The organism is Sunxiuqinia indica, from assembly GCF_009847015.1.
Lineage (GTDB): Bacteria > Bacteroidota > Bacteroidia > Bacteroidales > Prolixibacteraceae > Sunxiuqinia > Sunxiuqinia indica.
Genome location: NZ_WVEM01000003.1, coordinates 193,824 through 207,474 on the forward strand (window position 1 = coordinate 193,824; position 13,651 = coordinate 207,474).

Consider the following 13,651-nt stretch of genomic DNA (forward strand, 5'->3'; position numbering starts at 1 on the left):
GCTATGTGGTATATTTTTATACATTTGATCTAACTGTAGGCTAGATAGATAAACGTAACACATATTTTAGACCAAAAGATCTCCTGCTATAATACAATATAAATGACTCACGATTATGGTATTCAGTAATATTTTGGACAGTTTGGCTATTGGATATGTGCAAATTGATCGTACGCACAAAATTGTATCCGCGAACCCGGTTTTCTGCAAGCTTATCGGCTATGAGTTACCTGAGTTAGTTGGTAAGCACTTGTCCGACATTAGTCATCCAGAGGAATACGAGTCGAATGAGGAAACCTTACGGCAATTATTTTCCAGAAAGATAAACCAGTCCCGGCAGGTAAAGAGGTTTGTTGATAACAAGGGTGAGGCCATTTTCGGAGAGGTAGTTTGGACTATTGATCAGCCAGGAGATGACTCAGATACAATTGCTCTGGTTTTTAGAGAACAGGAACCTAAAAAGAGCGAAGCTACCACGGAGAAAGCCAAAACGGCTAACTTGGAAAGTTTTGGGTACCTGTTCATGAACAATCCACAACCGATGCTCATCTATTCAACAGCAACGTTAAAGCTATTGAACGCCAACCATGCCGCTTGTGGTTTAACGGGTTATACCTCTGAAGATTTGGAAAATTTTGATCTTAGTAGGTTGTTTTCCGAGAAAACCTGGGCGAATTTGCTCGAGTTTATGCAGAATGATAAATCGGTATTGAGAAAGACCAAGGTGTGGACAATCAGGACGAAAACAGGGGAGAAGCGGGTTGTTGAAAGCACGTCTCACCTGATTCAATATCAGGATGAGGAAGCCAGGCATGTCATGATGAACGATATTACGGAGCGAAAAAAAGAGGAACGCGAGATGAAAGATCGGAAGGATTTTATTTTGCAATCGCAGATATTGGGCAAAATGGGCAATTGGGAATTTGATGTTAAGCGGGATCGTACCCGTTGGTCAGATAACCTCTACGAGCTCTTGGGATTGGAAAAGACAGAAATAGAACCTTCTTTCGAGCATTTTATGGAGCTGGTACACCCTGATGATCGAATGGCAATAGGTGTTGCTCACGAAAAAATTATGAAGGACCAGAAGGAGGTTGAAGTGGAGCACCGCATCGTATGTCCTGATGGAAGACAAATGTGGATTCAAAACAATATCAAACCAATATTCGAGAATGGGGAGCTGGTTCTGTTAAAAGGTGTAAACATAGACATTACCCTTCGCAAGGAAAGTGAACTTGAGGTATTGAAATATCAGGAATCGCTGGCTTATGCGCAAACCATTGCGAATATGGGCAGTTGGGAGTATGATTTAGCTACTGAAGAATCCATTTGGTCTGGAAACTATTATCGGTTGTTAAAGGTGGAACCAGGGACGGTTAAACCTACTTATGAGTATTTTTTAAGCCTGGTACACCCGGAAGATCTCCATTTATTTGATCATATCCTGGAAAAATTGGTTGAAAGCCAACAACAGCTGAACCTGGAGTTTCGGCTATTGATGCCCGAGGATGAAATTATGTGGGTACAGCTTAGTATAGATCCGATTACAGAAAATGGGAAACTGCCGAAGTTGCGTGGTGTAACTATCGACGTCACGGAGCGCAAGGTCTATGAACTCCGACAAGAACGAAAACAACAACTTGAGCATATTTTATATAAAATTTCTCAGAACTTCCTGAATGGGAGAGCCACAACCACAGACCCGATTATCACTGAAGCTTTGGGCAAAATTGGCCAATTCATGCTGGTCGATCGGGTCTTTATATTTCAACTAGCTCAGGATGGCGCAATTATGAATAACACCCACGAGTGGTGTAACACTGATATTACTCCTGAAATTGACAATCTCCAGGAATTACCAACTGACGTGTTCCCCTGGTTGATAAAACGCATGCAACAGAGGCAGATTATTCAGTATCAAGACATCTCCGAGTTACCCGCCGAAGCGGAGCAGGAAAAGGAGATTCTTCAAGCACAGCAGATTATTTCGGTCTTAGTGCTTCCCCTGTTTTTTGAAAGTCAATTAAGAGGTTTTGTTGGCTTTAATTCAGTCAAGGCAAGTAAACAATGGGAAGAAGATGATATTAACAGTCTGAAATCGTTAACTGGCCTAATATCAAATGTTTTGGCTCATCGAACCCGGGAGGACGAATTGATTAGCTCGAAGGAAACAGCTGAGGAGTCGTCGCGGCTAAAGTCGGCTTTTCTGGCTACCATCAGTCATGAATTGCGTACTCCGCTGAATCCGATCATTGGCTTTAGTGGGATGCTGCCGGAACTGACAGACGACCCGGGCGTGCAGGAGATTGCCACTACGATTCACCGTTCAGGAACTGAAATGATTCATTTACTGGAAGATTTGTTTGATCTTTCGTTGGCGCAAGGACATCAGGTTTTGGCAAAACCTAAGCGAGTGAATTGTGTCGATTTTTATACGATTGCATGGGCCATGCTGGAAGAAATTCTGGTTCAATCGGGAAAAAGCGACGACATCAGTCTTCGGTATTCTGATTCGACCTTGGGTATCTATCATGAAATGGAATTGGATCAGGCAAAATCGTTGCAGGTGCTCAATGTGTTGTTTAAAAATGCTGTTAAGTTCACCCGCCATGGTGAAATTGAGTTTGAGTTTCGGATTGTCCCGGGAGCAGAAAGCATTGAGCTCGTCGTTCGTGACACCGGAGTGGGTTTCGACAATGTAAAAAAGGCTATTCTATTTGAAGACTTCCGCCAGGGAGATGACGGTCTAAGCAGAACCTACGGAGGAATGGGTATTGGCCTGTCTATTGCAAAAAAGCTGACGGAAATTATAGGTGGTCGTATTTCTGCCGAGTCAGTTTTAAACAGCGGAAGTACATTTACCGTTACCTTACCAACGGTGGTAACTGAAAGCCCCAACATTTATGAGTCTACCCATACAGAGGAAGCAGATCGAGACCTGCTACGCGGGAAAACGATTTTGGTGGTAGATGACAACCGTTTTATTGCCGAGATTATAGCTGCGCAACTTCGGGTTTTCGAACTTGATGTTTTAAGAGCTTGCCATGGTCAGGAAGCGCTGGATCGAATCAATGAAAGAGAGCCAGATCTGATCCTGATGGACTTGTATATGCCAGTTATGGATGGCATTGAAACGAGCCAACAAATAAAAGCCAGTTACCCGGATTTACCAATTCTAGCGGTGACTGCGCATTCTTGGTCTAAGCAACGGGATCGGGCGTTTTATGCCGGATGTGAGGATGTAATAATAAAACCCATCTACCGAAAAATCTTGTTGCATAAGATTAGACAGCTACTGACGAAAGACTGATCGGAGTCATATAGGTGATTCTATTTATCACCTAATACTGAAGGTGGTTAATCTCTCATCCAGGCAAGGTGTAAAGCATTCCATTTTGAAGGTGGGCTTTCTTTTTGTGACATAATTAGGAACATCAACAGTAAATTTCGTCGAAATAAACCAATGAATTCATTTACAACAATTGAGTCTTCCTGTTACGGCATAGCCAAGTCGGTATTTGAAACCTAAAATTGATTACTTTTGGCAAATAGCTCATTCGTTGATTTCTTGAAAAATAGTAGAGCGAGCTTAAGAATCAATTATCAATCTAATAAGTTAAAAAAGTATGCCTCTTACAAATAACGACATCCTTAAAAAATTACGTGTAGCGTTGAAATTGCGCGATGATGATATTGTGGAGATCTTAAACCTGGTGGATTATAAAGTTACGAAGAGTGAATTAGGAGCTTTCTTTCGGAAGATCGATCATCCCAACTATAAGCCACTTCAGGATCAGATTCTTCGGAACTTCCTGAATGGTTTGATTATTTATAAACGGGAACCCAAAGATCAGGTGCCCAAAAAAGATGCGGATACGAAAGCGGAGTAATAGCTGGTTTTCCGTAGTAATTCTCGGTTAATTTAGACACTAATATTATAGATTAAAAAAGATCCAATTCGCATGAGTTGGATCTTTTTTAATCTCGTTATTTCGGTCGTCGTCGTCTGTTGTATTATTCGATTTTGATTACCGAATCATCGGCTTTTTCATCGCTTGAGTAGGCTTTCTCGAAATCGGCCTGGTTAGATCCTTTAAAGCGGATTGCCCTGTTGTTACCTGTTAGTTTCACCATCGCTTCGGTGTCAGCTTTAAATACTGAATTGGAGAATGTCAGATTGATTCCGTCTTCAATTTGAACAGGCTCGCCTGATTCAGCACTTATTTGCAAGTCGGTGAAGGTACAATTTTCAAGGTCGTTAGCCACAATACCATATTTCCCGTCCATCTTCATGTTACTGAAGAACATACTATCAATTTTATGACCGTCGATGCCTTCCATGCGCACCGCATATTGTGAATTGGAAGAGCTGATTTTGTCAAAATAGAAATTCTTGAATGTCGGTACCGAGTCGGTTCTTGGAGCGATAGAGCTGGAACCATAGAACATATTAATCTTAATGGCTTCGCGTTGAATGCTGTCCATTTTAATATCTTCAAACCAAAGGTTTTCAACCAGACCGCCTCTTCCTTTCATCGATTTTACACGCAGTCCACGTTCGGTATGTCCAAAGTCGCAGTTGCGGGCATACACATGATTCACGCCACCCGACATTTCACTGCCGATAACTACGCCACCGTGCCCATGCTTGGTTTTACAGTCTTTAATAATGATCCGCTGGCTTGGTTTTCCAACACGCCATCCGTCTTCATTTAATCCGGATTTGATTACAATGCAATCGTCGCCGGTGGAGAAGAAGCAATTGTCGATTAATACTTTGGTGCTCGAATCCGGAATAATACCATCGTTGTTCATTCCAACGGTGATGACTTTCAAGTTTCGGGCAATTACATTTTCAGAATAAACGAAATGAACGGTCCACATGGGGCCGGAGCCAATTTCAAGTCCTTCAACCAAAACATTTTTACAGTTGACGGTTTGAATTAGTGAGGGGCGAAGATATGACATGGGCTCGTAGGCAAGGCAGTTTCTCTCCTCGGGGGCAACTCCGGCCTGCACCTGATCGTAAAGTATTGTGAGCGTTTCTTCTCTTTTTCCGCGAGCCATATCCCACCATTTTTCGCCGTTGCCGTCAATTCGGCCTTTACCGGTGATGGCGATATTTTGTTCGTCGCGGGCATAAATCAGGGGGTGATAATTCATACACTCCAGGCCTTCCCATCGCGTGAAGGTTGGTACGGCATATAAATCAATATTATCGCTAAAAAACAACACGGCACCTTCTTCAATTAAAAGGTGAACATTCGATTTCAACTTTAGGTAGGACGTTTCCCACTGACCTGCCGGAATTTTAACTGTACCACCACCTTTTGCAGCGCACTTGTCGATGGTTGCCTGGATAGCTTCCTGGTTGTTGAATCCTTCAGTCGTTTGAGCTCCGAAATCGGTAATTGAAAACACTGCGTCGGGAAAGCTTGTTTGATCAAAGGTTTCGACTCCCCAGGGTGTTTCTTCCTGAATGGTTTCAACTGCTGCCGGTTTTGGCTGTTGGCACGATTGACTGATAAAAATTACAGCGATTAGTAAGAATAAATTGCAAGTGGTTTTTTTCATATGATGCATGATAAATGAGAATAATATTCAGACTTTTTTGATTTAGACAAATTTAGCGATATAATCTTGATCTGTCAATTCTGAAAAAGCGAAAACAAGCTATTTTTCGGATGATGTAATTATCTGAATTTGCACTGCATGCTGAGTTGCTTGAGCCTTTACCGAAAAAAAATCCGCGGCAAAGTATTGGCAGTGGATCAACTAATTTATGATGTCTTATTATCGAATTTAAATGTTTTATACAAGTATCCCATGTATGGAAAGATGATTAAAACCCCAACGATTAAAGCAATTAGCAACTGTAACTGCACTTGCTTTGGCGCGGCGGCACTTTGCATGGTAATATCAGTGCCGTCGTTAATTTTAACCAACACAGGAAACTGAATAGCAAACCAACCTATCACGATCATCGAGGTTTGAAAAGCTGCAATAATCCGAACTCGGGTTCGTCTGTTTTGGTTGAGATATATCCAAAGGAATGGCAAGGCGATCGTGGCCAGGATGAAACAGATCATGCTGGGAATTGAATGGTAAAATTCGTAGAAAAGCGGATGTCCTTCAATTTCGGCCGTAGCAAAAACCAAGGCTCCAGAGCCAACCAGAGCAATCAGCAGGTATTTTCCAATACGCGTGAAACGCTTGATGTGCTCCTCCTCCCTGGTTTCGCCAATGGTGTAAATGTTGGCCAGAAACGCAAACAGGATAACCAAAAACACACCCATGCTAAACGAAAACAAATTGAGCCACGGATGCATGTAAATGGTGAAAAAGCCTTTGCTGTAATCTTGCGAAATCTCTCCTAAAATAATACCTCCGATGGTGACTCCAAGGAAGAAGGTCGTTATTAAACTGGAATACCGAAAGATGGATGAGTAGATGGCTTTCGGTCGTTCTTCCTCAATGTCGTAATGGCGAAAGGTGAAAGCCGATCCGCGCATAATAATGCCGAGGAGTACCAGCAGAACGGGAATGTGAAGCGCTGTTAACACCGTTGAATAAACCGTTGGAAATCCGACAAAAAGGATCACAACAACAAGAATTAGCCACACATGGTTGGCTTCCCAAACAGGGGCGATGGCACGCGCTACAATTCCCGAAGCTTTTCCTCGGGAGATCAATTCAAGAATTCCTCCTCCAAAGTCGGCTCCACCGAGCAGCACATATAATAAAAGGCAAATGCCAAGTATAATGATAATCGTTTCAGTCATTGGATTGGTATTTGGATTGAAGCATTTTTATTTGTCGGCTCATAAGCCAGATAACAATAAAACTCAAAAGCAGGTAAACTACCGAGACGGTATAAAAGGTATACTGAATGCCGGGCATTGGCGTCAACGAATCTTTGGTTTTCATGATCCCGTAAATAATCCAGGGTTGTCGTCCAACTTCGGTAACAATCCAGCCTGCCTGTATGGCTATAAAGCCCAGTGGAGTGGCGATAAACAGCAAGGTCAGCCACCAGCGTTTTTCGAGCCAGTGTTTCCATTTCCAACTTCCCAGTAGAAAAATAATTCCCAATGCAGCCAGAAACATACCGATGGCAACCATCAACTGAAAGGAATAATGGGTGATTGGAACCGGTGGCCATTCATCTTCCGGAAACTCTTCCAACCCTTTTACTTCAGCATTGAAATCGCCATGAGCCAGAAAACTTAAAAAGCCCGGGATTTTGATGGCATAGTTGACCTCGCGATTTTCAACATCCGGAATACCACCAATAATCAGGGAAGCGCCTTTTCCCGTTTCGAAGTGCGATTCGAACGCAGCCAGCTTGGCCGGTTGTAATTCGGCAACAGTTTTAGCTGCATGGTCGCCACTGAGGGGTTGTAAAAGAGCAGCTACCGAAGCAAAGGCCAACGAAATGGCAATGGCTTTTGCATGAATCTCCAACTTGTTTTTTAAATACAGAATCGCATGAATCCCGGCTACAGCAAATCCAGTGGCCGAAAAAGCGGCGATGATCATGTGGTGCGACTGTGCAAACCAGGCTTTGTTGAACATGGCAGCAACGGGATCAATATTTTCAGCTTGACCATTCACCCAATCAAATCCCGACGGAGCATTCATCCACGCGTTGGCCGAAATAACGAAGATACCCGAAAGGACTCCGGCAATACCAACCACCATTCCGGTGTATAGGTGAACTTTATCATTGAGGCGATTCCATCCATAAAGCCACAGCCCTAGCGCAATTGCTTCAACAAAAAAGGCTGTTCCTTCCCACGAAAACGGCATCCCGAAAATGGGGCCTGCGTGTTCCATAAAGGTGGGCCAAAGCATGCCCAGTTCAAACGAAAGCACCGTACCACTAACAGCTCCAACTGCAAAAAAAATAGCCACACCTTTTGCCCAGGCTTTGGCTAAATCGAGGTAAACCTCGTTTTTTGTTTTTAGCCATTTCCATTCGGCTACAAACATAAACCAAGGCATCACCATTCCAATGCATGCAAAAATGATGTGAAACCCCAGCGAGACGCCCATCTGTAAACGAGCCGCCATAAATTCATCCATATTTTTATCTTTTTATTTTTAAACCAATCTTTAACTGAATCAACACCCAAAATGCATTTAGGTTTGATGTAAAATGAAGGAATGTAGCTATTCGTTAGCTGATGAGGATATTGGTTCGGCAGGTTTTAAAAACAGATTCATTTTGAAAATGGTGGGGGCACAAAATCGTCCGTCAAGTCCGGAATAATTTCAGCAACAGATTCATCGGATGACTTGGAGTCATCCGATGAATAAATCCGGCTCATTGATGTTGATAAATAGACTGCCTGACTTTTGTTTTATATTTTGTAAAATTGATTAACTTGTGGGGCGAAAAGAACTAATTGATAAAAGAGAAATTACAACACTCGAGTTGATATATGCTAGTTAACGGGAATTAAACGAAAACAACAATGTTCAAAGAGGAGCTTAGAAAAGAAATTGAAGATACGCTTAAAACGGTATCTAAATTATACAAGTACATCGACTGTGCTGGTGGTAAGCAGCTTCTTTTCAATTCTAATCTCCTGATAAAAAATCCAGCAAAATTTGAAGATCCATATGATTGTTATCCTGGGCTCATTAGTCTAAAAAATATGCCTGAATCTTTCATTCAAAATATTATAAATAAAACCAGTGATAATCTGGACAGAGTCCAAAAAAGAAAGAAAATAAGAGAATTAAAAAGAAGTCCTTCTGGGCTAATTGAATATTTAACAAATCATTATTTGCCGGAACAAAGAAACTCAAAGGGTATAACTTGCTTTACCAAAGATTACACCAACTCAAAGATGTGGTCTGAATATGCTGATTCCGATAAAGGGTTTTGTATTGCATTTAACCTTAAGAAATTGTATCACAGCCTCAAGGACAAAAGTTCTTATGACGAAGTTGTATTATTGAATGTAAAATACAATAAAGAGTTAATTCCAAATGATTATTTCACAGACGAATTGAAAGCTGTAATTGATTGGCTAAGGGTTAAATTGGACAAATGGAGTGATGAGCAAGAAATAAGAATTTCATTTGGACCTATAGAATTTAAAGGCACAGATCATGAATTCGTTTCATTTGACAAAGATGTGATTGAGGAAATTTATCTTGGTAGTAAAATGGATAAAAGTGAAGAAAAAGAGATAACACAAATTGTTGCCGACCACTATAAGCATGCAGTCATTTATAAAATGGAATCAAACTTTAAAACTGAATAGAAACAAATAAAAGCCGTTAACGCCAATTATAAAACCAAGATAACTAATGCTTAAAAAAGGATTTTTAAAACCAGACTTGACAATTAACAAAATTGGGAAAAAACAATTTTGGTTTGGATTGGTTTTTGGACTTTTTTCTGCCTTCATAATAAATCTCCTTTTTCTTTATTCAAGAGAAGCGTTGCGCCTGACAACTTTCACAGGAGATGCTTATATTTTACCATATAGAGAATTTAAATTATATGATTTATTTTTTGCTGCCCTTTCTTCAAGTCTAGGATTTGGCTTTACAGTCGTTTGTTGGTTTTATGTGTCAAACAAAAAAAAGGGAAAAAAGTACCTGACTACATTTGTTGCTTCAACTTCCTTTTTCATAACATTTCTGGCATTAGCTATCGTTACCAGATTTGGTTCAATCCTTTCATTGATAGTGTACAATTTGTATGGATACGATAATCATTTAGATATTTTGAAAGGCTTTTGGTTGTTGCTAGTCCTTATACCAATTTACATCCTTTTTGCAAATTGGAATTCTGTCCGACTCGTGTTTAAAACAAAAAATTGGGTGTTGGGTTCCATCATAGCATTTCTATTAAATACAATGTTCCTGTTTAAAACAACATATATTGACAGAGACAAAATAAATCAAATCCATTATTCAAGAAACAAAGACCGATTCGAATTTATCGACAATGAAATAAATAAAGCCAAACAAATAGGGATTAACATTTCCGACTCGACAAAACTTATTTTACAAAAACGATATGCGGAAAGAACTACGAATCTTGTTTCTCAACTAAAAGAAGCCTTTAAAACAAAAGGAAGTGTCGACTTGAAAACATTAATTCTTGAAAAAATAGTAATTCATAATCGTAACGAGCAAGCAATGAGTTGGCACAGACCTATTGACAGCACAGAACAAAACTGGTCTTACGCAATGCCCGAAGAGATTTATTTTCAGATTTTAAAACATGACGTAAAAAGTCATGAAACCAAACTCCTATTTGAAATCTTATCTGAGCAAATTTCGATCTTCACAACAAAAGACATTGACCGGATGGAATCTGAAAGATATTCAAATTTGCAGAAGGAAAAGTATTATTTTAAGAGAAGCATTTTAAGGAAAACAGAGACTATCCAAAGTAGACTAAAACAGGTTGTTGAAATACTAAATTCCAATGACAAATATAAAGACTATCAATATCTCATTCCAGACTTTGAGTTTAATGCGACAAGAGGACAAAAAAATATGAAATACAAATAAATAACAGGCGTTAGAAAAGAAGATATTTCAGACTCCCGTTATAAGCTTTTTAAAAAATCCGAGAAACAGATATGAGTTCTTGTTGAAACACTAATAACATGGAACAGTTTAAATGAAAAGAAATTTCTAAATTTTCAACTAATATTTGACTTTTGAATTAAATTAAAATCAGTTGTGGTTATTTATTAACTGATTGAAAAACAATGAAAAATGACTAAAAAACCTTTTAACCAATTGCTAATTCTAATTTCTATTTTAATATTTACATCATGCTTATTTTTCAATGGTTCCGACAATTCAGACACTGACATTAAAGAAGTTTTGGGCTCCTGGAGAATAACGAAAAAATCATTAAAAAAGATGAAGAACGATGACCAAAAGACTGATCATAAAATCATTACCTCTTTTAAATTAAATTCAGATTCCACTGCAACAGTTTTTTTTGGTGTGTTTGAGAAAAAAATAATGAACGGAACTTGGATTTGGCAAGCTGAGAAAAAATTAGGAAACGAGAATTTTGGTCTTTCTATAAAAAGTGACGTTGTTATCCGTGTGAACGGATTATACACATTAGGATTACAACTAAGAGAAGATAATAATCTGTTCACTAGAGATTATACATTTGAAAAACAAAAATAAAAACGGCTTATAATTGTAAATTGCATTGCGAGGTTCGTGCGGTGCTTTGTCTCTGCTCCTTTTCTTGACGGTCAGGTCCTGCCGGCTGCTGACGCTCATCGAAATTCAACCCGACAAAAAGTGCGACCCCTTGAAGCTGAATTTCTGGTTGCCACAATCACGCCACGGTTATTTCTTAAAATAGTCCATCACCGGTTGGTTTTGGAGGTTGCTATCGTCCCAACCAGCCTGGATCATTGATTTTGCAACTAAGCGTTGTCCTGAGACTTTCAGATGGATTCCGTCGATCGTTAGTTCGCTCCAAATTGGCAGCAAGGTATGATACACATCAATAAAAGTGCAGCCTTCTTCCTCCGCTACTTTTTTAAAGCGTGGAAACAGCCAGGCAATGTCTTCTGAGCCACCTTTGTACTTTGGGATTAGCTCATCGTCGCTGGCATAGGGTGGGGGCGACACCACATAAATATTGGGCTGGTATTTTTTATAGGCCGGATGCGTTTTAATTTTTTCAATCAACGTTTTCATATTTTGAGGAACGAGCTTCAGGCTGTCGTCAAAAACAGCTTTGCAGTCGTTGGTTCCCAGCATGATCATGATTTTATCCATGCCGTGCAGTGTCTTTGCCGCCGAGCTCATGTAATTGTCGATGTTGCGAAGCGTGTTCAGCTCAGCGCGGTTGAGGTTGTCAAAACCGATTGTATTTCCTGAAATGCAGGTGTTGTGAATGAAATCGTTGAATTGAATCTGTTTGAGCTGAGTCACCCAACCATGGGGAATGGCACCGTTCGAATCGCCAATGGCCAGTACTTTTTGCGCTTTGAGTGGAAACAAGGCCTGGTCGATTAGCATTTCATGCCCCCCTTCGAAAATATTGATCTGTACTTTATCTTTGTATTGACGACGGAACAGGATATCGCCGTGCCGCGTGCCCTCGGGATTGAGAAAATCGGTGTTTCTGCGCTCAACCAGTCGTAGCATTTCTTCGGTTGAAATAGGGGTTTCCTGATCATTGGGATCAAAATCGCGCACTACTTTGTTGAAAAACCGCAGGCTTTGGGTGATGGGCACCGAACCTGTGTAACCATCGTGAATACCGGTGGAGATATACAGTTTGCTATTTTCGCGCTGCGCTACGGGTGTATTCATAAAAATGGGCGAGCGTTTGCGCGCTTCGGCTGCATTGAATTTGTAGTGGTCGCCTTCAAAATGCTGGCCGGTCGTAACTTGGGCAATGTGGCGGGCATACTTTCGCTTTCGACCAACCGACTCGTAATACCAGTCTTCCAGGTTTGAAATGGAAGCCCAGGCTGAGAACGACTGGATGTGATGTTTGGTTTTCATGTAGCATAGCAGGGTTGCGTATCCACCACCGCTGACACCAATAACGTGCATGTTGCTTGTGTCCACATTGCCATGCTGAATGGCGTAGTCGATGGCATCGTCAATATCTTGAATGACAAGTTCACTTCCACAGGCTTCAGGCTTGTCGTTTACCCCCCTGAAGTTTGGGTGGATATAATTGTAATCACCTTTCACACATATCCACGATAGCGTATCTTCTTGGTTAAAATCACCGCTCCATGTGTGTAAGCTGATAATCAGCGGACGCGGGCTGTCAGCTTTCGATTGAAAAAAATAGGCTGGCTGTGGCGATTTGTCGATTGTTGAAATAACGTCTACTTTTTGGCAGTCGGCTGGCCAGTCTTTCGAATGGGTGTCATCCCATTTGGGGTCGTTTTGCGCCATGGCAATATTCATAATTAGCAAGCAAATGAGTAGTGTGACAATTTTCATCTTTAATTATTTTTGATTCACGGAGAATGTTCGTCCTTGAATAATTTCAAAATGCGATTCGTCTTTTTTTGAACATTTAAAGTGAGCTAAATTTAGCTTTTTGTTGGTCTATTCCCAAACAGGAGTTTCGATTGTTCCGTATTTTCCATTGATTTTTTTGTTGAAATTAGGTATCTTATAAATACTAACTAAAAAGATATGACTATGATAAGGAGAGGAAGAAAGAAAAAATTTTATGGTTGGGTTGTTATTCCTGTTTTAATTATTCTTCCACTTGTTATTGTTATCCTTCTCCCAAAGGAATGTCGTGTAAATATTTTTAATAGGAAATTTGATGAGTTGAATTTTTTAGCTGTTGTCATTGCATTGGCAACATACATTTCTGCCGTTAGGTTAGGCCTGTTGACACGATTATGGACTAGGAATGACTCTGTAATTCGCTCAAAGTCCGATAAGCCAAAATGTGTCATCTTGTCTTTGATTCCCATTGATTTTAACCTTGTTTTATGCGGGGTAGGGATTGCTACGATTTATTTTTTCCCTGGCCTTTTAGACGAGAGTTATACGAAATCAGGAATTAGTATAATTTTCATAATTACGATCATTTACCTGATTGTTGAACACGTTATTGCGTGGATCGATAGTTACATTAAATTTTTTTCAAAAAAGTAGTTGCCTT

10 protein-coding genes are annotated in these 13,651 nt (G+C 40.3%); 6 read left to right on the forward strand and 4 right to left on the reverse strand.

The features are described 5' to 3' along the window. The first annotated feature begins 115 nt into the window (after positions 1-115). Positions 116-3,310, forward strand: a complete 3,195-nt coding sequence (locus tag GR929_RS06135; RefSeq protein WP_159518061.1) for a PAS domain S-box protein — start codon at positions 116-118, stop codon at positions 3,308-3,310. 316 nt (positions 3,311-3,626) lie between these two features. Beyond that, a complete protein-coding gene (locus GR929_RS06140; RefSeq protein WP_159518062.1) occupies positions 3,627-3,890 on the forward strand; it encodes a DUF1456 family protein in 264 nt (87 codons plus the stop codon). A gap of 124 nt (positions 3,891-4,014) precedes the next feature. Here the strand turns inward: GR929_RS06140 and GR929_RS06145 are convergent, their stop codons facing one another. The 3 genes from GR929_RS06145 to GR929_RS06155 all read right to left on the reverse strand — a co-directional run bounded on the left by GR929_RS06145 (position 4,015) and on the right by GR929_RS06155 (position 8,085). Continuing rightward, positions 4,015-5,574, reverse strand: coding sequence for a glycoside hydrolase family 28 protein (locus GR929_RS06145; RefSeq protein WP_159518063.1), 1,560 nt, complete (start codon positions 5,572-5,574; stop codon positions 4,015-4,017). Between the two features lie 206 nt (positions 5,575-5,780). Beyond that, positions 5,781-6,782 carry a cytochrome d ubiquinol oxidase subunit II gene (locus tag GR929_RS06150; protein ID WP_159518064.1) on the reverse strand — a complete coding sequence of 334 codons (1,002 nt, stop codon included), beginning with the start codon at positions 6,780-6,782 and terminating at the stop codon, positions 5,781-5,783. Further along, entirely contained in the window at positions 6,775-8,085 is a 1,311-nt protein-coding gene (locus GR929_RS06155) for a cytochrome ubiquinol oxidase subunit I (RefSeq protein WP_159518065.1), read from the reverse strand. Before GR929_RS06155 ends, GR929_RS06150 begins: the two co-directional genes overlap by 8 nt. 392 nt (positions 8,086-8,477) lie before the next feature. On the opposite strand from GR929_RS06155, the gene GR929_RS06160 reads away from it, so the two are divergent. From GR929_RS06160 to GR929_RS06170, 3 genes are all read left to right on the forward strand, one after another. After that, positions 8,478-9,275, forward strand: a complete 798-nt coding sequence (locus GR929_RS06160; RefSeq protein ID WP_159518066.1) for a DUF2971 domain-containing protein — start codon at positions 8,478-8,480, stop codon at positions 9,273-9,275. A 46-nt stretch (positions 9,276-9,321) separates the two neighbouring features. Then, entirely contained in the window at positions 9,322-10,539 is a 1,218-nt protein-coding gene (locus GR929_RS06165; RefSeq protein ID WP_159518067.1) for a hypothetical protein, read from the forward strand. A 210-nt stretch (positions 10,540-10,749) separates the two neighbouring features. After that, a complete protein-coding gene (locus GR929_RS06170) occupies positions 10,750-11,178 on the forward strand; it encodes a hypothetical protein (RefSeq protein WP_159518068.1) in 429 nt (142 codons plus the stop codon). Positions 11,179-11,346: 168 nt separating this feature from the next. Here the strand turns inward: GR929_RS06170 and GR929_RS06175 are convergent, their stop codons facing one another. Continuing rightward, positions 11,347-12,972, reverse strand: a complete 1,626-nt coding sequence (locus GR929_RS06175) for an SGNH/GDSL hydrolase family protein (RefSeq protein ID WP_159518069.1) — start codon at positions 12,970-12,972, stop codon at positions 11,347-11,349. 204 nt (positions 12,973-13,176) lie between these two features. On the opposite strand from GR929_RS06175, the gene GR929_RS06180 reads away from it, so the two are divergent. Beyond that, complete coding sequence (locus tag GR929_RS06180) at positions 13,177-13,644, forward strand: hypothetical protein (protein ID WP_159518070.1); 468 nt, start codon at positions 13,177-13,179, stop codon at positions 13,642-13,644. The last annotated feature ends 7 nt before the right edge of the window (positions 13,645-13,651 follow it).

Excerpts from the sequence above, each read along its gene's own strand:
- GR929_RS06155 (WP_159518065.1), bottom strand. The coding sequence starts at position 8,085 with ATGGATGAATTTATGGCGGCTCGTTTACAGATGGGCGTCTCGCTGGGG.
- GR929_RS06160 (WP_159518066.1), top strand. The coding sequence starts at position 8,478 with ATGTTCAAAGAGGAGCTTAGAAAAGAAATTGAAGATACGCTTAAAACG.
- GR929_RS06165 (WP_159518067.1), top strand. The coding sequence starts at position 9,322 with ATGCTTAAAAAAGGATTTTTAAAACCAGACTTGACAATTAACAAAATT.
- GR929_RS06170 (WP_159518068.1), top strand. The coding sequence starts at position 10,750 with ATGACTAAAAAACCTTTTAACCAATTGCTAATTCTAATTTCTATTTTA.
- GR929_RS06180 (WP_159518070.1), top strand. The coding sequence starts at position 13,177 with ATGATAAGGAGAGGAAGAAAGAAAAAATTTTATGGTTGGGTTGTTATT.
- GR929_RS06135 (WP_159518061.1), top strand. The coding sequence starts at position 116 with ATGGTATTCAGTAATATTTTGGACAGTTTGGCTATTGGATATGTGCAA.
- GR929_RS06140 (WP_159518062.1), top strand. The coding sequence starts at position 3,627 with ATGCCTCTTACAAATAACGACATCCTTAAAAAATTACGTGTAGCGTTG.
- GR929_RS06150 (WP_159518064.1), bottom strand. The coding sequence starts at position 6,782 with ATGACTGAAACGATTATCATTATACTTGGCATTTGCCTTTTATTATAT.
- GR929_RS06175 (WP_159518069.1), bottom strand. The coding sequence starts at position 12,972 with ATGAAAATTGTCACACTACTCATTTGCTTGCTAATTATGAATATTGCC.
- GR929_RS06145 (WP_159518063.1), bottom strand. The coding sequence starts at position 5,574 with ATGAAAAAAACCACTTGCAATTTATTCTTACTAATCGCTGTAATTTTT.